Raw genomic sequence first — 21,261 nt, 5'->3', positions numbered from 1 at the left:
TAATTCGATTATGCAAATTAGATGTTTTTTAGCTTATGCAAAAGAAGTTCGCCCACACCGAAAGCATCAAAATCAAGGATTTTGTCTGTGTAGGGGCGAATTATACTCGCCAAGGGAAGTAATAAATCAGACTTTTCAAACAACCTTTAAGGGAGTTATAAAAGTACGAAGACAAAGACAGAAGGCATATCTTAAATTTCTCTATAGGAATTAAAATAGGTACACCTTTTTCCTCGCACTAGGTATCTCGAAAAACCGTTTTTAGTATACCAAAATTTGCAAACAATATTAAATCCCGAACTTCATAATCTAACCTGAACCACTAAATGTTACATCTAGTATCATTGAGCAGGGAAAAACCAACGTGAAAGCACAGGTATTTAGAGGTGTCAATCAACTCTCTTACGAAGAGATCCCAGTTCCAGCCCTAGAAGCAGATGAAGTGCTGGTACAGGTGCGGGTTGTGGGGTTGTGTCAGTCCGATATTAAAAAAATTCGTTATCCTCTGTATGAACCGCCGCGCATTTTTGGACATGAAACTGCCGGCACGATCGCAGCACTAGGCAATGATGTTAAAGGTTGGCAAGTTGGACAACGAGTAGCAGTGATGCACCACATCCCCTGTATGCGTTGCACCTACTGTCTTAATGACAATTTTTCCATGTGCGATGTTTACAAAAATATTTCCACAACCGCAGGTTTTAATGCTAGTGGCGGCGGTTTTGCCGATTATGTCAAAATTCCCGGACATATCGTCCAAAACGGCGGGTTAATTCCCATCCCGGAAAATATCAGTTTTGAAGAAGCAAGTTTTGTCGAACCAACTAACTGCTGCTTAAAGGCAGTAAAAAAAGCTCAAATTGCTCCGGGACAAACTGTGTTAGTTACCGGTGCTGGGCCAATTGGGTTAATGTTTATCATGTTGGTGAAGTATTTTGGAGCAAAAGCGATCGCCACTGATTTACTACCTTCTAGAATTGATAAAGCCTTGAGTGTCGGTGCAGAAGCAGCTTTTGATGCCCGTGATGCCGATTTAACAGCCAAAATTCATGCCCTCACAGGTGGAATGGGTGTTGATGTCACCTTGCTGGCTGTTCCCAGTGAAAAAGCTTTCTTTCAAGCACTAGATTGTACGCGCAAAGGCGGTAAAATCTTGTTTTTCGCCGAATTCCCTGATGAGGTAGAAATTCCCATCAACCCCAATATCCTGTATCGTCGGGAAATTGACTTGATAGGCAGTTACAGTTCATCCTATCGGCTTCAGAATCTATCAGCTGATATTGTATTTAATCAACGCATTGATGTGCAAGCATTGATTAGCGATCGCTATCCATTAAAAGATTTATCAGCAGCTGTGGAAGTGGCGATCGCACCCACACCGGATACTTATAAAATCTTAATTTATCCGTAAAAGGGTGATGAGGGGGATCTTACTCCCATCACTCCCTCATCTCCCCCAACTCCCTCATCTCCCCCATCTCCTAAATGTCCTACACCCTACTTTTCGTCGCTCTACTAGCTTTCTACGTCGCCTGGAATCTCGGAGCAAACGATGTTGCTAATGCGATGGGCACTTCTGTAGGTTCTAAAGCTGTCACCCTCAAACAAGCGATAATAATTGCTGGGGTTTTAGAGTTTACGGGTGCTGTGTTGTTTGGGCATGAGGTAACGGAAACTCTAGCAACGAAAATTGCCAATCCCGCTTTATTCGCTACTACGCCCCAAATATTGGTTACTGGGATGGTAACGGTGCTAATTTCTTGTGGTGTGTGGTTACAAATTGCCACATCGCGCGGTTTACCAGTGTCATCTTCTCATGCGGTTGTTGGTGCGATCGCGGGATTTAGTTGGGTAGCTTTAGGAGTAGGTGCGATTGATTGGTCATCAATTGGCTTGATCACAATTGCCTGGATTTTAACGCCGTTAATTAGTGGTGCGATCGCTGCTCTATTCTACAGTCAAATCAAGTACTGGATTTTGGATCAACCGAATCAAATAGTGCAGTTACAAGAGTGGATTCCCTGGTTGAGTACTCTGCTACTAAGTGTATTCGGCGTGATTGTATTACCATCGCTGACAAAACCGTTAACCAATTTGGTCATTGATCAAGTTGGTTTCAACATCCCTGCTTACGACATTCCACTGTTAACGGGTGCAATAGCAGCAGTTGGACTCACAATCATTAGTTGGCGACAATTGGAAGATAGGGGAAATGAGGGGGACAAGGAAGAACTACTCCCCACTATCCATTACCCCTTATCCCCTCCAGAGTCCCCAGCTTCCCCAATCCCCAATCCCGTAGAAAGCTTATTTGCGCGATTCCAACTCCTAAGTGCTTGCTTTGTAGCCTTTGCTCATGGTTCTAACGATGTCGGAAATGCGATCGCTCCTTTAGCTGCGATCGTCTACATCAATCGCACTGGTAGCGTACCTCTAGACGGTATCACCATCCCCCTTTGGATTTTAATTCTTGGTGGTGCTGGAATTGTTGGCGGTTTAGCTGTCTGGGGTAAAAAAGTCATTGCCACTATTGGCGAAAACATTATTACCTTGCAACCTAGTAGTGGATTTTGTGCCGAACTTGCGACTGCTACCACGATCCTAATTGCTTCCCGGCTAGGTTTACCAGTCTCCACTTCTCACGCTCTCATCGGGGGTGTAGTTGGTGTTGGACTAGTACAAAATATCAAGTCGATTAAGTTCCAAACACTAAAAGGCATTGCCGCCGCATGGCTAATTACAATTCCCGTGAGTTCTGTTCTTAGCGCTGTCATCTTTAGCATCGCCCGGATTTTATTATTCTAAGAATTTATAAAGTAAACCCAATACTGCGCAGGTTTTGCCCAAAAACCTTAACCCGTGTAGGTTGGGTTGAGGAACGAAACCCAACATTTGGGGGGCTTTGTTGGGTTTCGCAGAGCCTCAACCCAACCTACGATTTTTCTTAACCGAGCAGTATTGAAAGTAAACCTTAAATTGTAGAGTGGGTTAAAGCTCTCGTGTACGGCACCTGGAGATATGGTGCCCTGCGGCTAAATTAGACTTTCTCAAACCCTCAAATTCCTACACAGCCGTAACACACCCTACTTAATATTTACTTTATAAATAAGCTCTAAGAATTATTAATATTTTCCTAACTTTTTCCTCTAAGTACGTTGGTGCGAAAAAACTTAAGTATATTACGAAACGTAAATAAGCTTAAAACCCTTACTAATGACAAATAGACACCTGGTGAAAAAGAATTGTTTTGACGTAGCACTGCTACGTCTCTACAAGGGTTCTGGGTAAAGCATATTTAATTTATGGAGATGTCTAATGACAAATGACGAATGACGAATGACGAATGACAAATGACAGTGTGTTTTTGCAGAATTGCTGCTGATTCATTAGAATGTTGTGCAGGGGATAGCGTAACTTAGAATTTCCACAGATAGATAATGTAATCTCCATTTAGAGATATAAACTGTCGCACAAGTTACATTACACAAGTTAGATCCAGACGAATTTACAGATAGTTTCGCAAGTCAAACAATTTTGTGGCTATGTCTGGGATCAAGCCGCTTTGCGCCCACGCATCTGCAAGTCTTTAGACAATTACTATTGACACCAAAAGAATAAGTGTTGATTTGGAGTGAGATTTTTTGAGAAGTAAAAATCTCATGGGCAAATAAGAATTGATGGAAATTAAACTGGGCAAAAAAGTCTTAGTTCAAGGGACTTCCATTCGTGGGGATCATTCCAAAACCCCTTCGACTGACCGTTCACGTAGCGTCTCGGAGAGAAGTCGAAGTCCAAAATCCAATGACCAAATAAGTAAGTTGGCACGAAAAAATCAAAGTATGTTACGAAACGTAAATAGCCTTAAAATCTTTACTAGTGACCAATGACAAAGGACAAATGACAGCCTTAGTCAGTTAGTTTTAATTGCGCCGACCTACTTACTTGTAAATGTTGAATAGAACACGGTGTAGTCACCGATAGCGAAAATTTGATGTTTTGCCAAGCTGTCTCCAGTATGACAGAATTACGTTGAAATGCGGAAGTACTGTTAAAATTTTTAATTTATCTGACAAAATACAGGAAATTAGGATGAGCGCCAATAAAGTGTACCGGAAGCAGCTTTATCGTCAAGGTGTTAGAGGTTAGAAGCTAATGGGGCGATTCGAGAAGCAACCAGAAAACCCGAGAGTCAGAGGTGAGCTATCTAGAGCAGCAGAAAATGCCCTTTGGGCTGTAGTTGAAGATTTAGAAAATCTTCAGCAAAATGTCCTCAGAGGGTTGCAGGAAGACGTAAAGCGGCTTCAGTCAGAAAAAAATCGATTATCTGATGAAATTCAAAGCTTGGTTGAGGAAAAAGAGCATTTACAACAAGTGCGCCAAATCACTGAGCAACAAGTGTTAATTCGTCAACTGGCAGAAGTTCTGGCAAAGCATATATCTTCACAACTGCAATCCTCTCTGGCAAATTTAGCTAACCAAACCACGGAGGGCAAATCTTACGAACAAGCTGCACTAAAGTCTGCTGAAGTGAGCAGCAATGTAGTCGGTGAAATCAATGCAAAAGTCGAACATATGTTTGACAGCTTGGATGACACCGTTACTGTTACTTTTAACTCCCTGCAACAAGAACTGAAGAACTATCAAAGTAATCTTTCCCAACAGTTGTCACGGATGTACAGCCAGCAGCAGCAAGGGGAAACGATTTTGACGGAGTTTGTTAATCGCCTGCATGGAGAACTAGAAAAAACTATAGAAGAAGCTTCACGCAAACCAGCAACAGCAAGTACACCGACTGTTTTGCAGTTTAGGGAGCCAGAAAAAAACAGTTCTCTTGAGACGTCCCCGCCACAGTTTGGCGAAGTAGTAAGAAATTCCCCTGAGCCAATTTCCCCGATCGCTAATAAATTTTCACCAAGGGAAACAACATCAGAGGCGATGGTTGTCCAAGAAAGCGCCACCAACCCAATTTCTCTCCCCAGCATCGACTTGTCCCAAAGGGAAACAACATCAGAGGCGATGGTTGTCCAAGAAAGCGCCACCAACCCAATTTCTCTCCCCAGCATCGACTTGTCCCAAAGGGAAACAACATCAGAGGCGATGGTTGTCCAAGAAAACGCCACCAACCCAATTTCTCTCCCCAGCATCGACTTGTCCCAAAAAGAAACGACATCAGAGGCGATCGCGGCTGTAGTTCCGCTACCAAAGGACAATACCACCGAACCAATTTCTGTCCTCAATCAGGACTTATCGCCAAAGGAAACGACATCAGAGCCACCGACTGCATCTGTGCCAGAGCCGGGAGCAATACCACCTCCTGTAAGGAGAAACGCAGCTGAACAAATTTCTCTCCTCCGCAGGAACGTATCACCGAGCAAAGCTAAATCCTCATCGACCACTGCGGTACAGCCGCAGCCACAAGCAAAACCCCCACAATCACGATCGCGTAATTCCTCCGGCTTATCATCGCTCCAAATCGGTTTTTTGCTGATTGTCTTATCGGCAGTGGTATCGTCACTTTATAACGTAGCCATCAAGGTGATTTTCCACGAAGGTTCCCAAATTTTGGGAGTATTAGAGGTGGAGCGCTTGCTGCCGCCGACTTTGGGCAATACTCTGTTAATTTTGACCCTCAGGTTTATGGTGGTAGTTCCACTGATGGTACTGTTGTCTCCCATACTTCATTCTAGATTGTGGCAAGACTTGGAAAACTTGACCGCTTCAGTGCGAGGAAATCCCACACCTGCGAATGCAGCTACCAAGCAGATTTTGATTTTGTCGATTGTAAGTGGGTGCTTTTTGTTTTTGTCTCAGGTGCTAATCTACACTGCGATCGCTCAAGTCAAAACTGGAATGGCGATCGCACTGTTCTTTATCTATCCAATGGTTAGTGGTCTATTATCGTGGTTTCTGTTTCGCGATCGCCCTACCATATTCCGCATCGGCGCGATCGCCGCAATTTGCGGCGGTGAATTGTTGGTTTTAGGCGGTTCTCCCAGCATCGGTATGAGTAATGCTTCACTAGGAAACAGCACCGCTATTCTTTCGGGTGTGGCTTTTGCTGCCTACATAATTCTGACACGGGTTTGTGCTAGCAAACTGCATCCTGTGACTTTTACTTTAATTAACTTCGTGACCATGTTGTTGTTGAGCTTTATCTGCTTGATGTTACCTTTACCAAGCACTTGGAATTTGGTAATTGTTGACCCCTCTAAGATGCTGGAACTGGTTTTAAGTGCATTTATTTTGGGTGTCCTGACTCTTGCTGGCTATTTGCTAAACAATGTTGGCATCAGTAAACTAGGTGCCTCGCGATCGGCGTTCATCGGTTGTAGCATCCCAGTTTTAACAGTGATTTTCGCCGGGTTAATCATTCAAGAAAATTTGGAGATTGTGCAAGTTATCGGAGTGTTATTAGTCACCTTTGGCGCGGCTGCTTTCAGCTTTGAAACAATGCGAAATCAGGTTAAACCCTCTAATCCCACGAATTAAATGGTGAATTCAATCAGCTTAAGTATGGTGGAGACCTGTAAAAGCAAGGAACGTCAGTGACGCTGGAATCCCCCGCCTTTAGGCGTGAGGAGTGTCAAATCCATAAGCAATCCTGTATTCCATGCAGATGCTTAACCCAAGCCCATTGGTATAAGTAAGTTGGCGCGAAAAAACATAAATATGTTACGAAACGTAAATAAGCTTAAAACCCTTGTAAATGAAGAAGGACAAATGACAAATGACAGCCTTAGTCAGTTAGCTTTAATTGCGCCGACCTACTTATAAGCAGTAATCAGAATAACTTGACTTGTAATATATTTTTAGGGATTTAGCCTGATACAGGTAGGGAAAACACGTATATATAAGCAGTATGAGTAGTACTAACTCTAGCAATTGAGCATGAGTACTTGCTCACACAGGAAATTGGCAAGGAGTTAAGACCATTGCATGACCTTTTGGAACTAGGAGATGAAGAAGTAGCAAACATATTTCGAGTAACCCGTTTTTTCAGCGTGGGAGACTAAGTCAGTGGGCAAGAATAAATTAACCTATATTAAGCAATGTGAAATTAATTAAATCGTCTGGTATTGAGGGCTGAAGCCCTTACTGAACGGTAAAGTTAGTCGCTCATAGGTTAAACCTTTGTTTCCACGCTAAGTCAATACAAATCTTTAATTGTTTACGCCCACTTACTTTTTGTGTTTCGTAAGATGGTATGTTTATTTCTGCCGTCCAATACTAGTGAATCTAGTCTGCGATCGCTCAGACAGTCCAGAAGTTTACAACGAGCTATATGGCTCAACCTCTAAATTGGGGCTACACCTGGTAAGCGATTTCTTTTTATACCAATCCCAATTATTTCTAGACATCTGTGTACTACAAATAATTCGCCAAAGCTGAAAAACCCATCTTTTCCGAGTCACAAATATCCCAGATGAACTTCGCAAACTAGTTTTTACTCCGAGTCGATATAGTGCCATAATAAGGTGTAAGTAGCTTGATGTTATTCCTCTTGAAAGATGAGAAAAACCCCAGAGAACTGAAGGCTTTGTACATTACTTGCAACACAGCTGATTTTTGGGAGGTAAACCGCCTTAAAAGGGAATAGGGAAAGGGCAACTCTTAATAGGGAAATCCCCATAACTAAAATTGGGGGATTTGTATAAGAATGTATTTTTTCTGGCACTAAGTGTCTCGAAAAAAAATGTTTTTACCTCTTTTCAGATATTTAGTTGCTCTGAACCCAGTATTTAGGAAGGATTTTACGACTATTGCCTTTTCTCTACCTAAAGGGCTTGGTCAAGCGGAACCTAGTGATGTCTGTAATTTTCGGATCAGATGCTCCAGACAGTTATAGTCACAACCACCGAATCTGCTTTTGTACCAGAAAATAAATATGTGAAAATGGTAGTCTTTGCTACCACGGATCTCATAGTTATCGCATACTAATATAGTCTGAAGTCAAGATAGCCTTCAGCCAGGTGTATACTACCTATTCTCACTCGATTAAAAACTGTGTAAACGTGCTATTCAATTGTCTGTAATATGAGTAACGACATAGATCTGATCAAACGTCTTGACCCCAGTGCGATGGATCAGATCATGCTTTATCTGGCTTTTAGTGCCATGCGGACGAGTGGGCACAGGCATGGGGCATTTCTAGACGCAGCCGCAACAGCAGCAAAGTGTGCAATTTACATGACCTATCTCGAGCAGGGACAAAACCTGCGGATGACAGGGCATTTGCACCACCTGGAGCCGAAACGGGTAAAAATTATTGTAGAAGAAGTCAGACAGGCGCTAACAGAAGGCAAACTATTAAAAATGCTGGGTTCTCAAGAACCTCGCTATTTGATTCAATTGCCTTATGTCTGGCTAGAAAAGTTTCCTTGGCAACCGGGGCGATCGCGCGTTCCTGGTACCAGTCTGACAACTGAAGAAAAAAGGCAAATTGAGCAAAAACTGCCAAGTAATCTACCTGATGCCCAGTTAGTTAGCTCCTTTGAGTTTTTGGATTTGATTGAGTTTTTGCACAAGCGATCGCAAGAAGACTTGCCACCCGAACACCAAATGCCTTTGAGCGAAGCTTTGGGTGAGCATATCAAGCGCCGTCTGCTCTACTCAGGAACGGTAACACGCATTGATTCTCCTTGGGGAATGCCTTTCTACGCTCTTACCCGTCCTTTTTACGCCCCAGCAGACGATCAAGAACGTACATACATCATGGTAGAAGATACCGCTCGGTATTTCCGGATGATGAAAAACTGGGCAGAACGGCGACGAAATGCCATGCGCTTGCTGGAAGAACTTGATATCCTCCCAGAAAAAATGGAGCAGGCTATGGAAGAATTGGATGAAGTTATCCGGGCCTGGGCAGATAAATATCACCAAGACGGTGGTATTGCAATGGTTTTACAAACAGCCTTTGGTCAAAAAGCAGACCAGTAGAGTGTGGCACAAGTTTGCCTACCTTAAAAAGGGGCTTAAACCCCTGGTTTATAGCGTTTCTTAGTCTACTGAGGTACACCCAAATCTTGTTTAGCAAGGTTAGTAGCTTTGAAAACGTACCTCACTAGATCGAGAACCGCTATAATTAATTGACATCGTAGATAGATTTTTGCCCAGCAGTACTATAGCGGTTCTCACTTGGGTGCAATACAGACCTAACCCCCAACCCCTTCCCTACTAGCGTTGGGGAGTAAGATTCAAAGCCTCTCTCCTTTTAGGAGAGAGGTTTGGAGAGAGGTCAAACTGTGTTGCATACAAACGAGAACCGCTATAGTACTGTTAAGTAGGTCGTCGCATTTACTATCGGCATTGGGTGCGATCGCACACTTTTAAGCGCCAATGCATTTTTGGGCGAACAAAGTCCTGACTAAACAAACTTGAAGTCTCTGAAGATACTGGCATTAGTGGTGTCTTGAACGACAGCAATCAAGTCATTAAAATAGTAAATTTGTGTCGTTGCCCGCTCCACCATAGAGTTCAAAAAAGTGTAGACAAATGGCCAAAATAAAAAATTAATATTAAAACTAAAGCGTCATAAGTATGGCTGACATTTAATTAATAAGTTTGGGATTTTAGATTAAAATAATTTTTGGGTTCATACCCTAATAAATTAGACTTTTCAAACAAACTCTAAGGGTAGGATATTTATGGTGTTCTACCCTTAGAGTTTGTTAAAAACTAGTTTGTGTTAAGTAGGTTGGCGCAATTAAAGTTAACTGGCTAAGGCTGTCATTTGTCCTTTGTCATTGGTCATTAGTAAAGGCTTTAAGCTTATTTACGTTTCGTAACATACTTGACTTTTTTCGTGCCAACGTACTTACTAACAGCTTTGCTGATGTGCAAAAATGCGATCGCACACTTTTAAGAGGATGTTTTAAAAGAGTCTTTTGCTCTGATAATTAGCACTACAAAAGATTTCAATACATGGAGAAACCTTGATTTGGTGTTGCACTTAATCTAGTGCAGAACTGCAAAATTATAGCTTTCGGGACTTTTAAAACACCCTCTAAGCACGAATGCATTTCCGGGCGAACAAAATGCTAACTAGGCAAAGACGAAGTCTCTAGAGAAACTTACATTGGTAGTGTCTTGAACGTTAGCAATCAAGTCAATGCCATAGTAAATTTGTGTGTCTAGAGCCGAACCGCCACTCAAGTCTGAATACCCGAAAGAGTATAGACTAGATAAACCCCCAAGTTGAATGACATCAGAAGAGGGGCTCCAGTCAGTAATGGTAGCGTAACCATTACCATCGTATTGAACACCGTAGGAACCGCCAAGTTCAAAAATATCAAAACCAGCACCACCAACCAGGGTGTCGTATTCTACTAGGTCACTGTTTCTAGAGCCAATCAATACATCGTTACCACTACCGCCATAAAGGATGTCACTCTGATTACCGCCGTACAATGTATCGTTGCCACCATAGCCATACAAATTATCGTAGCCATCGTAATCCAAGAAGCCAGAGCCATTGGGATAGCCAAAGATAAGGTCGTTACCGCTGGTGCCATCAATTATATCGCTGAACGAGGTGCCGTAAATAATAGCCATTTGAGTTTCTCCTTAAAATTTGTGTTTTTAATTTGTCATTAGTAAAGTAGTGGTTCAGTCAGAGGTTATTGCTTATGCGTAACAGGCAATTTCCTCTGCCCAGAGAGTTAGTTGTTCTCCCGATTCAGCGGATATCAAGTCCTTGATCCGGAAAATTTGTAAGCGCTCAAAGGGCTAAAGAGAGAATAAGGGTTTGAGGCAATAAAATCAGTTGATTTAGCCTCGTGCGTTCAAACTTAGGGACTTAACACTACGTCGCTACTACCGCCAACAAACTGTTGTATGAAATTAATTAAACTCGATTTAATCTAAATCAATCTAGGTCAATTTCAGATCATCTCTAACTGGACTAAATTTGAGCTTGACAAAAGTACGGCAATGTAAATTGGCAAAAATAACTCTCATCGCTTCGTCAGAAGGTTTCGTTATCTTGCAATTTGCGATCGCCCTGTGGTCAATTTCAATAATTCTCTTTTTTTAACTTCAAATCAACCGAACTTAAGAAAGAACTTAAAATCGATCTTCCCAAGCTAGACACAGCAACTATTTCAGCCACTACGAAACTTAATTTCACACTTGATCTTGTTTCTTAAGTTTGGCAGAACCCACCTTAACTTCAGTATCTACAATAATTACAAAACTTAACCAGCAATTTCAGATAACGTTAACCAAACCGTATTAGAGGATGTTTGAAAAGTGTTTCAAACATCCTTTTTTGCGGACGCACGGAAGAACTGGGAACCCTAAAGCACTGGATTTCAGCTGAGTCTTCTAATAAAACAATACCTTGCCGTCTGATTACCCTATTGGGCATGAGTGGGATCGGCAAAACCTGGTTATCCGTAAAGCTCGCCCAGCAGATTCAGGATCGGTTTGAGTTCGTGATTTGGCGATCGCTCCTCCCCGCTGCTCCAGTTAAGGATCTCCTAGATGAGAAGATCACCAAATTTCAGGCGATCGCATTTCTGGATCAAAAACATCAATGTCAGGTAGCAAGCTAGAACTACTACGGGAACTTCTACTAACTATTGTTTCGGTGACAAGGTTCCTGAGTCACCTTGCCACTGGTGGGCTTTCTGCTCTAATAGTTGTAATTTAATTAGTGCCAGGCTGCCTTGGAATAATCGGTTGCGTTGGAAATGGAGTAGTCTCAATACTTGGACTTGATCCCGCAGGAATTATAGTCGGCGGTGTAGATGAAGATGAAGCGCCGATAACACTATCACTAGCACTGATACAAGTATCCAATGCTTGCGTCGGGGGAAGGTCGATTTGACTACGTAAGCCAACCACACACTGACCAAAGCGCACAGGTAACAAACTACGACCACAGTAATCTAAAGCTGCGGGATTAACTGCTTCCTGAGTACTTGAACTTACACCGACTACACAGGTAGCTAACTCTTCAGGACGGCGGGCCTTCCCACAAGAAGAAAGTGCATCTGTGGCGGCTATTTGGGTCTGCTTCTCAATTTTAACTACGCAAGCAGCCAAATCCCTTGGACGTAGTGCCGTTGCACAACCTTGTGATGCGGCCTCTGCCGTGACACCGACCTTTACAAGGCGACCTGCACAGACACTATAATCGTTGCTGTAGGAAGCAGCAATAGCCACATTAGGCAAGATTGTTGTCAACCATCCAGCTATAGCCAAAACTGGTAATGTTAAAATCCTGGAGGTGGAACTACCTTGTTTGTTCTTACCTCTGCTAACCACTTTTTTGCTCATTGACATTTGCCATTCTCCAAACACCCAAGGTTATGCTAACTCAAATATTTTGAAAATCCTCTGCAATCAAAGAATTTCGGCGGTAATAAAAGGAAACAGGGAATACGGAAGGGGAAACTAAGCTACTCACAACAGGCAAGGCTTTAAACCTTTAGTTCTTTTCCTAAACTATGACATAGTTAATTATGTCGAAATTGTGTTAATATAACTGTTTGAAAGATAAGTAGGCAACGTAAAAAGTATTTCAGAGTAAGAATACTGCGTAAACCAATCTAGTCAACAACCCAGCCCTAAAGGGACTGAAGCTCTGTAAGAGCTATGTTGACCCGACCACCTAGAAATAGGTAAACGTTATTTGAGTCACGACACCTTGGGATACGCAGCCAGTCCCCCGCTATGTCGCTTGTAATCAAACAGTTCTAAGGTCACTGGAACAGTGTTGCAAGCCTAATAAGCTCTCATAACAGGTCAAGGCTAACATTACCCCGCAAGGGAGTCTACTTCGGTAGAAAAAAGCTGCTACGCGTACAAAAAGAAATGTTTTCAACGGTAATTGTCCCGTTGAAAGTGTATTACAAAAGTACACCGAACAGAGTATTTTTAAGGCGGTAGCAGCATCAAAATATTCAAGGCGGTTAAAACCGCTCGCGTCGTTTCCCTCTCAGCACGCTTTGTGTCTGAGTTTCCCACTTACTGAGTATTTTTATGATTGAGTAGCCTACAAAACTAAATAAACACAAAAAACTTATTGGCAGGAGTACGGCGGGGCACGTCGGAATTCAGGCTTGGAAACCAGCTTGTCGGCTCTACCGACTTAAAGCAACTGGCCCAAATGAGGATGCCCCTACATTGGTAGGATACGTCATACCAAGGTAAGCAGCCTCACAAAACCAAGAATCCGCTGATTTCTGATCAGGGAAATGTCAAAATAGAATGTCTGTGTAAAGTTTAAACAGGATTAGATTAAGGAAACTCATGTCCCGATACAGAGGGCCACGCCTCAGAATTGTCCGTCGCTTAGGCGACTTACCAGGATTAACTCGTAAAAGCGCCAGACGCGCTTACCCACCTGGGCAGCATGGTCAGAACCGCAAGAAGCGGTCTGAGTATGCGATCCGTTTAGAGGAAAAGCAAAAGCTCCGCTTCAACTACGGTTTGACTGAAAGGCAATTGCTCCGCTATGTGCGAAAAGCCAGACGTGTTACTGGTTCTACCGGACAAGTGCTGCTGCAATTGCTAGAAATGCGCTTAGATAATACCGTTTTCCGCTTAGGTATAGCCCCAACTATTCCAGGCGCTCGTCAACTGGTAAATCACGGTCACGTAACTGTTAATGGTCGTGTGGTGAATATTGCCAGCTATCAATGCCGTCCTGGAGAAGTAATTGCGGTGAGGGATCGGGCACAATCACGGAAGTTGGTGGAAGCTAACTTGCAATATCCTGGTTTGGCCAACCTCCCCAGTCATTTGGAGTTTGACAAAAATAAGTTAGTTGGCAAAGTCAACAGCGTTATTGAACGGGAATGGGTGGCACTACAAGTTAATGAACTACTTGTGGTGGAATACTACTCACGACAAGCGTAATAGTCATTTGTCCTTAGTCATTAGTCATTGGTCATCAGTTTAGGACTTACGCACAGTTTACTAGTCTAAGCAAATGACGAAGAACAAAGGACAAATGACCAATGACTAACCGCCAATTTGCGACATAGTCATTTGTCCTTAGTCATTAGTCATTGGTCATTAGTTTAGGACTTACGCACAGTTTACTAGTCTAAGCAAATGACGAAGAACAAAGGACAAATGACCAATGACTAACCGCCAATTTGCGACATGGTGCGGGTATATGTACCTGAAATGCCAGAATCGCGTTGTTTAAAGTTAATTTCTGGCTTGATTCCTAATAAATGCCTCACTTGCTCTTGTAATTGAGCGGTATCTATACCAGAACGCAGAGCAGTTTTTAAATCTATTTGACCAGTTTCATTCAATAAACAGGGACGCAGCCAGCCATCGGCACTTAGGCGCATCCGGTTACAACGATCGCAAAAACATTCTGACATCTGACTAATAAATCCTAGTGTCCCCTTTGCACCGGGAATTTGAAAGACATCAGCAGGGCCAGCACCACGAACTTGGGATTCTGTCAAGCCCCAGCGATCGCGAATTTGCCCTCGTAAATCGGCTGAAGATACCCAACCGCGATCGCCAAACAAATGCACATTACCAATGGGCATAAATTCAATAAATCGAACGTGCCACTGTTTGTCAATTGTCAGGGCGGCTAAATCTAAAACTTCGTGGTCATTAACGCCCCTGATCACCACCACATTCAGCTTGAGTGGGTCGAATCCGACGTGATGGGCAGCTTGAATCCCATGCCAAACTTGTTGCCAACGAGAACGCCCCTGATTACCAATAATTTGCTCAAAAATGTCGGGATCAAGAGAGTCCAGACTAATATTAATTCTTCGCAGACCTGCATTGTAGAGGTTTTGTGCCATCGGAGCCAGCAAAAAACCGTTGGTGGTCATTGAGAGGTCTTGAGTTTGGGGGAAAGTTGCGATCGCACTTACCAAATGCACCACACCCGGACGCAATAAGGGTTCACCCCCAGTCAAACGAAACCGGTTAAAGCCTACGGGAATAAATACCTCTTTAATTAAGGTGAGGAGTTCCTCATCAGTCAACAACTGTTGCTTGAGAATATAGTCCAGTTCTACTCCCTCTGGCATACAGTACTGACAACGAAAATTGCAGCGATCGATTAAGCTTATGCGGAGGTAATCTACCTGGTTCATCGTTTTATTTCTATTGTCTCTGATTAATTAAAGACTTCACAAAAGTGGTTTACCCCTGACTACTATATTTGTTGTAACTCAAAATACCGTACTCCCCCTTAAGTGAGAGTCCACAGATTGTGGCATAATAAGCCGATCGCATCCACTAGTTAGTCATCAATCGTGCAAGACACCGACTCCATCAACGACCTTGCTGCTGCTTTACTACAGCCAGCAGATATCAGTTTTGAACTGCCCGATCCAGAAGATGAACAGATTCTAGAGTCAGATTTTCAACAGCAGCTAGAAATAGCTTGGCAGATATGCGATCGCTTTGATTTGCAAACTGAAATCTGGCGGGGGCGAATTTTACGCGCTATCCGCGACAGGGAGAAAGTGGGTGGTGACGGGCGCGGTACTGGCTTTCTGCGATGGCTAAAAGAGCGGGAAATCGGCAAAAGTCAAGCTTATGCCTGGATTCAACTGGCCAATAGTGCCGATACTCTTATTGAAGACGGTAAACTTGACCCCAAAACTGTGAACAACTTCAGCAAACGGGCTTTTGTCGAAACCTCCAAAGCATCGCCCGAAGTGCAGCAGATGGTGAGTGAAGCCGCCCAAAAAGGCGATCGCATTACTAGGCGGGAAGTGCGTCAACTCAACGATGAATGGACAGCCATGTCCTCAGATTTATTACCCGAAGCAGTTAAAGAAAAAGCCGCAGATAACACCCTTCCCCCGCGCTACATTGCCCCACTGGTGAAGGAAATGGAAAAACTGCCAGAATCGCACCAAAAGTTTATCCAAAAGGAAATTGCTGCTAATCCCGATGTGGATACCCTGAAGCAGGTAACTACCGAAGCGCGTAACTTGGCGAAATATCTCAAAGGGGCAGCTCAAGTTCAGGCGCTGACGCAGGAAAATGTTGATATTGAAACAGCCTTAGAAGAAGCGCAAAGAGTCGGCTGTTTGAGCATTGCTGCTGATTTGGTAAATCAGGCATCGCAAATTGAACAAACCATCGCTAAATTGTACATGACTTGGAAACGGATCGGTAATTTAGCAGATCGATTATATGTAGATACTGGCGCAAGTACACCCAACTTGCGATCGCTCCTCACTTGTTTGGAACCTCTGGGTGGTGAAATCATGGAATTGCAACTTAGTGGTGCCACTGAACACACTATACGTTTGCAAATTCAGGAGACGAATTAGGGAGTTAAGTAGGTCGGCGCAATTAAAGTTAACTGGCTAAGGCTGTCATTTGTCCTTTGTCGTTGGTCATTAGTAAAGGCTTTAAGCTTATTTACGTTTCGTAACATACTTGACTTTTTTCGTGCCAACGTACTTAATATCAAAAAGACATCTCCGAAGACGAATGTAGAGACGTTGCAATGCAACTTCTCTACAAGGGTTTCAGGTAACGCATAATTAATTTATGGAGATGTCTAAAGAGCGATTCAGATAACACAGCAACTTTTCTGCGGCGGGGTAGCCCCTAAATTCATTTATGGGGGCAATACATCGAAATAAATTAAAAACTCCATCGGTACATTTTGCTAGGTATGATATTTAATCTGCAAGCATTTACCTAGTAATAACCAGCTATGACCCAGAACTACCGCATTACTTTACTACCCGGCGATGGCATTGGCCCTGAAATTATGGCAGTGGCGGTAGAGGTGCTGAAAGTCGTAGGGAAGCAATTTGATCTGAAGTTTGAATTCCAAACAGCCCTCATCGGTGGTGCAGCAATTGACGCCACCGGGGAACCCCTACCATCTACCACTCTAGAGACTTGCCGTAACAGTGATGCTGTGTTACTTGCTGCCATTGGTGGTTATAAGTGGGATTCCCTACCATCGGATTTACGCCCAGAAGCAGGTTTGTTGGGGCTACGTGCAGGTTTAGGATTATTTGCTAATTTGCGCCCAGCGAAAATCTTGCCCCAGCTAATCGACGCCTCAACTTTGAAACGCGAAATTGTCGAAGGCGTGGATATTATGGTAGTCCGTGAACTCACTGGTGGGATTTACTTCGGTAAACCCAAGGGGATTTTTGCTACGGAAACTGGTGAAAAACGTGGTGTAAATACGATGGTTTACACCGAATCTGAAATTGAACGCATTGGGCGAGTGGCTTTTGAAGCAGCCCGGAAACGCGGCGGAAAACTTTGTTCAGTGGATAAGGCGAATGTATTAGAAGTATCTCAGTTATGGCGCGATCGCATCACCCAACTTTCTGCGGAATATCCAGATATCGAACTCTCTCATCTATATGTAGATAATGCTGCTATGCAGTTGGTACGCGCTCCCAAGCAGTTTGACACTATAGTTACAGGCAATTTATTTGGTGATATTCTCTCTGATGCTGCTGCTATGCTCACGGGTAGTATTGGGATGTTACCCTCAGCAAGTTTGAGTGCTTCTGGCCCTGGCGTTTTTGAACCAGTTCATGGTTCCGCCCCAGATATTGCCGGACAGGATAAGGCTAATCCTCTAGCACAGGTTTTGAGTACGGCGATGATGCTACGCTATGGTTTAGACCAACCAAAAGCGGCAGATCACATAGAAGAAGCTGTATTGCAAGTTTTAGAGCAGGGTGATCGCACAGGGGATATAATTTCTCCTGGTAAAAATCTTTTAGGTTGCCGCGCGATGGGCGATGCACTGATTCTAGTACTCCATCAACCCAACTTTGTTTAGTAAGTAAGTCGGCAAGAATAAATCAAACTATGTTACGAAACGTAAATACACCTTAAACCCTTACAAATGACGAAGGACAAATGACAAATGACAGCCTTAGCCAGTTAGCTTTATTTGCGTCGCTCTACTTAAATCAACTTTTTATTTCTCTCTTTTCCTTCTTCCTTTGGGCGCAAAGGAAGAGAAGGAATACGAATTCCAAAATTGTTTGCGACAAATGTAGGTTCGGTTGAGTAAGCACTGGTGTCAACAAAAGCCTAGAAATGGCTTATCTGTTGGCTGCACCACCCGCCTTGAACTAAAGTTCTTTGGCTTTTAGTTCAAGTCATCTTTAGATGACTTTTGCTATTAGCAAGGAACTTCAGTTCCTTGCGAGACATAACTTCTACGTTAAGTTGACACCAATGTTGAGTAAGGAAACCCAACGCCAAAAACCTCGATTTTGTTGGGTAAAACTTAAGTTCAACCAGGGTTTTAGTAGGGGCAATTCGTGATTTACCCCTACTTGTTCTCTGATTAATTAAGATGGTAGCTGGATTTCGGCCATGTTGTACTAGTACAATGTCCAAGCTAATTTTGAGGGTTTGTAGTAAGCACTTTAGTGCTTAGAAAATAAAGACTCAAGTCCTTACTACCAACTTACTTCCCGTCAATTGAAACTTGACAAACTACTAGGCTTAGTATCTGTTAGGTCTGTGAACAAGAAAGCTGAGAATTTGGCACTGCTTGATGTTGTCAAAACCCACAACACGGATATAGCTGGTGTTGAATTGAGAACGGCATCCTTGAACTTCGCTCAATACTTCTTGAGTGGATTTAGCACCGAACAAAGGCAACTTCCACATTGTCCAATATAATTCTGTTGGCTCAGAAGTTTCGTTGAACTCGATCGCTGGAATATAACCTTGATTCAAAATGTACTGGATCTGCTTGGCAATTTGAGCGTCAGACAGAGGGGGTAGATAAGAAAGGGTTTCGTAACGACGCTCTTTTGGTAAAGTTTGCATAGCTTTATGATAATGGGTTGCGATTTTTTTACTACTGGGTTGACCGAACTAATTGGACAAGTTATCCAAATTAGGATCTGAAGTTGCTTGCTGTTCTGGTTGCAGGCTGGGGTTAGACGTGTCTATGAGTGTGATGCGTTCTAAATGCTGGCGACGCTGTTCCATGTTGGCTTGCTGAATGCCAGTATGAACCATCTCCGGTAAAAATTCGATGATTTCTTCAGCAATGTGTTCTCTGACGGTCATGATTCGCAAAGCCAAATCTGGTTTTTCTCGCAACAGTTGCTCAATGTATGACTCACCATCTTGAATTTTGCCAGCAGAAAAGTTATGCAGCCAAAGTTCTAATGGAGGATTCGTTTCGCCTAGCTGTGCCAATACTGTCCTTAGAGCCTGATAAGTCAGATAGCTTTGGAGAGTTTTGGCTGTGTCCTTCGCAATTTGCTTAAGATTCATGCTTGACCCCAGCCGTCAACAGTTATAAGTTATGAGTTATGAGTTATGAGTTATGAATTAATGTAACTCTTAACTCCTAACTTCTAACTCCTAACTTTCGATCAGACGGTATCCATTGCTTCAAACTCGAACTTGATTTCTTTCCACAGTTCGCAAGCAACAGCCAGTTCAGGAGACCACTTGGCAGCTTCACGGATGATATCGTTACCTTCACGAGCCAAGTTGCGGCCTTCGTTACGAGCTTGAACAACGGCTTCTAAGGCGACGCGGTTAGCGGTTGCACCAGGAGCGTTACCCCAAGGGTGTCCCAGAGTACCACCACCGAATTGTAGTACGGAGTCATCACCAAAGATTTCTACCAGCGCGGGCATATGCCATACGTGGATACCACCAGAAGCAACTGCCATTACACCAGGTAGAGAAGCCCAATCTTGGGTAAAGTAGATACCACGAGACTTGTCTTGCTCAATGTAGTTTTCGCGCAACAGGTCAACGAAACCCATTGTGATGCCGCGCTCACCTTCCAACTTACCAACTACTGTACCGGTGTGGATGTGATCGCCACCAGACAAACGTAGGGCTTTAGCCAATACACGGAAGTGAATACCGTGGTTCTTTTGACGGTCAATTACAGCGTGCATCGCACGGTGAATGTGCAGCAAGATACCGTTATCGCGGCACCAACGAGCCAAGGTGGTGTTGGCGGTGAAACCTGCGGTGAGGTAGTCGTGCATGATGATGGGCTGCTTGAGTTCTTTAGCGTACTCAGCCCGTTGCAACATTTGTTCACAGGTGGGGGCGGTGACGTTGAGGTAGTGACCTTTGATTTCACCGGTTTCAGCTTGGGCTTTGTTGATCGCTTCGGAAACGAACAAGAAGCGATCGCGCCATCTTTGGAATGGTGCGGAGTTGATGTTTTCGTCATCTTTGGTGAAGTCCAAACCACCGCGTAAGCACTCGTATACAGCGCGTCCGTAGTTCTTAGCAGAAAGACCCAATTTGGGCTTAATGGTACAACCCAGTAAAGGACGACCGTATTTGTTTAACTTGTCGCGCTCAACTTGGATCCCGTGAGGAGGCCCTTGGAAGGTTTTGATGTAAGCTACTGGAAAGCGGATGTCTTCTAGACGCAATGCCCGCAGAGCTTTGAAACCAAATACGTTACCGACAATTGAGGTCAATACGTTGGTTACAGAGCCTTCTTCAAACAAGTCCAAAGGATAGGCAACGTAGCAGATGTACTGGTTGTCTTCGCCGGGAACTGGTTCGATATCATAGCAACGACCTTTGTAGCGATCGAGGTCGGTGAGCAAATCTGTCCACACAGTTGTCCAGGTACCTGTGGAAGACTCAGCCGCTACAGCCGCACCTGCTTCTTCGGGAGGAACACCAGGCTGAGGTGTCATACGGAACGCCGCTAGAAGATCGGTATCTTTTGGTGTGTAATCGGGTGTGTAATAAGTTAGTCTGTAATCTTTAACCCCGGCTTGATACCCAGATTTGCTCTGAGTCTTCGTTTGAGCGTAAGACATAATTTTATCCTTCCCTGAAATCACTCTTTTTACTTATCAAATCACGTTTTGTGCAACTTTCCCTCACCTCGCTCTTGCCCCCCTTAAAGGAGGGAAAGATCAGGAAAAATTTTTGTTAGGAGTTGCTTTTGGCAAAGGTTAGCAGTTTTTTTGCGGCGGACACTTTGGTAGCGGTGGTAGCCCTCCTCACCAGTGTTTTCCCCTTCTAGGGGTACACCACCTAGCGCTTCTACTGTTCCCTCTTGCTCAAAATGAAATTCTTTTTTACCTCTTCTTCGCACCCAACTAAACCTTCTCAATTCGCCAAAACTTCCGCCTTGTACGGGCAATATTTAGATAATTCCCCCATAAATTCGGATATTCAGGGGATTGGGCTGGCTGGCACACATTCCCGCCTTTACACTCCTTATATCTTCCCCGTTGTTGGAAAAGATACCAGAAAATAATTTACTTGACATAGATTTAGCAGAGTGGTGACCAAAAGATAAAAGAATTGCACACC

At 43.5% G+C, this 21,261-nt stretch carries 15 protein-coding genes; 8 read left to right on the top strand and 7 right to left on the bottom strand.

What is annotated here, in order from left to right; translation table 11 throughout:
- The first annotated feature begins 364 nt into the window (after positions 1 to 364).
- The 4 genes from LC605_RS03950 (at position 365) to hetR (ending at position 8,937) form a co-directional block, all read left to right on the top strand.
- A complete protein-coding gene (locus tag LC605_RS03950; RefSeq protein WP_229546270.1) occupies positions 365 to 1,411 on the top strand; it encodes a zinc-dependent dehydrogenase in 1,047 nt (348 codons plus the stop codon).
- A 74-nt stretch (positions 1,412 to 1,485) separates the two neighbouring features.
- On the top strand, positions 1,486 to 2,805 hold the full coding sequence (locus LC605_RS03945; protein WP_229546269.1) for an inorganic phosphate transporter: 1,320 nt from the start codon (positions 1,486 to 1,488) through the stop codon (positions 2,803 to 2,805).
- A gap of 1,347 nt (positions 2,806 to 4,152) precedes the next feature.
- Entirely contained in the window at positions 4,153 to 6,489 is a 2,337-nt protein-coding gene (locus LC605_RS03940; protein ID WP_229546268.1) for an EamA family transporter, read from the top strand.
- Positions 6,490 to 8,034: 1,545 nt separating this feature from the next.
- Positions 8,035 to 8,937 (top strand): heterocyst differentiation master regulator HetR, encoded by a 903-nt coding sequence (hetR, locus tag LC605_RS03935; protein ID WP_229546267.1) that lies wholly within the window; start codon positions 8,035 to 8,037, stop codon positions 8,935 to 8,937.
- Positions 8,938 to 10,041: 1,104 nt separating this feature from the next.
- Here hetR and LC605_RS03930 read toward each other — a convergent pair.
- Positions 10,042 to 10,551 carry a calcium-binding protein gene (locus LC605_RS03930; protein WP_229546266.1) on the bottom strand — a complete coding sequence of 170 codons (510 nt, stop codon included), beginning with the start codon at positions 10,549 to 10,551 and terminating at the stop codon, positions 10,042 to 10,044.
- 689 nt (positions 10,552 to 11,240) lie between these two features.
- Between LC605_RS03930 and LC605_RS03925 the strand changes: the two genes are divergently transcribed.
- Positions 11,241 to 11,552: a hypothetical protein gene (locus LC605_RS03925; RefSeq protein WP_306426844.1), complete on the top strand. Its 312-nt coding sequence runs from the start codon at positions 11,241 to 11,243 to the stop codon at positions 11,550 to 11,552.
- 94 nt (positions 11,553 to 11,646) lie between these two features.
- Here the strand turns inward: LC605_RS03925 and LC605_RS03920 are convergent, their stop codons facing one another.
- Positions 11,647 to 12,285 carry a hypothetical protein gene (locus LC605_RS03920; RefSeq protein WP_229546265.1) on the bottom strand — a complete coding sequence of 213 codons (639 nt, stop codon included), beginning with the start codon at positions 12,283 to 12,285 and terminating at the stop codon, positions 11,647 to 11,649.
- 969 nt (positions 12,286 to 13,254) lie between these two features.
- On the opposite strand from LC605_RS03920, the gene rpsD reads away from it, so the two are divergent.
- Positions 13,255 to 13,863: a 30S ribosomal protein S4 gene (gene rpsD / locus LC605_RS03915; protein WP_229546264.1), complete on the top strand. Its 609-nt coding sequence runs from the start codon at positions 13,255 to 13,257 to the stop codon at positions 13,861 to 13,863.
- A 230-nt stretch (positions 13,864 to 14,093) separates the two neighbouring features.
- Here the strand turns inward: rpsD and moaA are convergent, their stop codons facing one another.
- A complete protein-coding gene (moaA, locus tag LC605_RS03910) occupies positions 14,094 to 15,080 on the bottom strand; it encodes a GTP 3',8-cyclase MoaA (RefSeq protein WP_229546263.1) in 987 nt (328 codons plus the stop codon).
- A 162-nt stretch (positions 15,081 to 15,242) separates the two neighbouring features.
- Between moaA and LC605_RS03905 the strand changes: the two genes are divergently transcribed.
- Positions 15,243 to 16,274: a hypothetical protein gene (locus LC605_RS03905; protein ID WP_229546262.1), complete on the top strand. Its 1,032-nt coding sequence runs from the start codon at positions 15,243 to 15,245 to the stop codon at positions 16,272 to 16,274.
- A 392-nt stretch (positions 16,275 to 16,666) separates the two neighbouring features.
- A complete protein-coding gene (gene leuB, locus LC605_RS03900; protein ID WP_229546261.1) occupies positions 16,667 to 17,764 on the top strand; it encodes a 3-isopropylmalate dehydrogenase in 1,098 nt (365 codons plus the stop codon).
- Between the two features lie 677 nt (positions 17,765 to 18,441).
- Here the strand turns inward: leuB and LC605_RS03895 are convergent.
- From LC605_RS03895 to LC605_RS03880, 4 genes are all read right to left on the bottom strand, one after another.
- The gene (locus tag LC605_RS03895) at positions 18,442 to 18,771 is read right to left on the bottom strand and encodes a ribulose bisphosphate carboxylase small subunit (protein ID WP_229546260.1); all 330 of its coding nucleotides are present in this window, start codon (positions 18,769 to 18,771) and stop codon (positions 18,442 to 18,444) included.
- A gap of 48 nt (positions 18,772 to 18,819) precedes the next feature.
- Entirely contained in the window at positions 18,820 to 19,227 is a 408-nt protein-coding gene (locus LC605_RS03890; RefSeq protein ID WP_229546259.1) for a chaperonin family protein RbcX, read from the bottom strand.
- Positions 19,228 to 19,328: 101 nt separating this feature from the next.
- Entirely contained in the window at positions 19,329 to 20,759 is a 1,431-nt protein-coding gene (locus LC605_RS03885; RefSeq protein ID WP_229546258.1) for a form I ribulose bisphosphate carboxylase large subunit, read from the bottom strand.
- Positions 20,760 to 20,842: 83 nt separating this feature from the next.
- Positions 20,843 to 21,088: a hypothetical protein gene (locus tag LC605_RS03880; protein ID WP_229546257.1), complete on the bottom strand. Its 246-nt coding sequence runs from the start codon at positions 21,086 to 21,088 to the stop codon at positions 20,843 to 20,845.
- Between the last annotated feature and the right edge of the window lie 173 nt (positions 21,089 to 21,261).

Origin of the sequence: Nostoc sp. CHAB 5836 (assembly GCF_020829445.1) — a bacterium.
Lineage (GTDB): Bacteria > Cyanobacteriota > Cyanobacteriia > Cyanobacteriales > Nostocaceae > Nostoc.
Note: the sequence above shows the minus strand (reverse complement) of the source record. Positions and strands in the feature narration are given on the sequence as shown.

Bases quoted from the DNA above. Each gene is read 5' to 3' on its own strand.
- LC605_RS03945 (WP_229546269.1), top strand. From the start codon at position 1,486: ATGTCCTACACCCTACTTTTCGTCGCTCTACTAGCTTTCTACGTCGCC.
- LC605_RS03940 (WP_229546268.1), top strand. From the start codon at position 4,153: ATGGGGCGATTCGAGAAGCAACCAGAAAACCCGAGAGTCAGAGGTGAG.
- hetR (WP_229546267.1), top strand. From the start codon at position 8,035: ATGAGTAACGACATAGATCTGATCAAACGTCTTGACCCCAGTGCGATG.
- LC605_RS03930 (WP_229546266.1), bottom strand. From the start codon at position 10,551: ATGGCTATTATTTACGGCACCTCGTTCAGCGATATAATTGATGGCACC.
- LC605_RS03920 (WP_229546265.1), bottom strand. From the start codon at position 12,285: ATGTCAATGAGCAAAAAAGTGGTTAGCAGAGGTAAGAACAAACAAGGT.
- rpsD (WP_229546264.1), top strand. From the start codon at position 13,255: ATGTCCCGATACAGAGGGCCACGCCTCAGAATTGTCCGTCGCTTAGGC.
- moaA (WP_229546263.1), bottom strand. From the start codon at position 15,080: ATGAACCAGGTAGATTACCTCCGCATAAGCTTAATCGATCGCTGCAAT.
- leuB (WP_229546261.1), top strand. From the start codon at position 16,667: ATGACCCAGAACTACCGCATTACTTTACTACCCGGCGATGGCATTGGC.
- LC605_RS03895 (WP_229546260.1), bottom strand. From the start codon at position 18,771: ATGCAAACTTTACCAAAAGAGCGTCGTTACGAAACCCTTTCTTATCTA.
- LC605_RS03890 (WP_229546259.1), bottom strand. From the start codon at position 19,227: ATGAATCTTAAGCAAATTGCGAAGGACACAGCCAAAACTCTCCAAAGC.
- LC605_RS03885 (WP_229546258.1), bottom strand. From the start codon at position 20,759: ATGTCTTACGCTCAAACGAAGACTCAGAGCAAATCTGGGTATCAAGCC.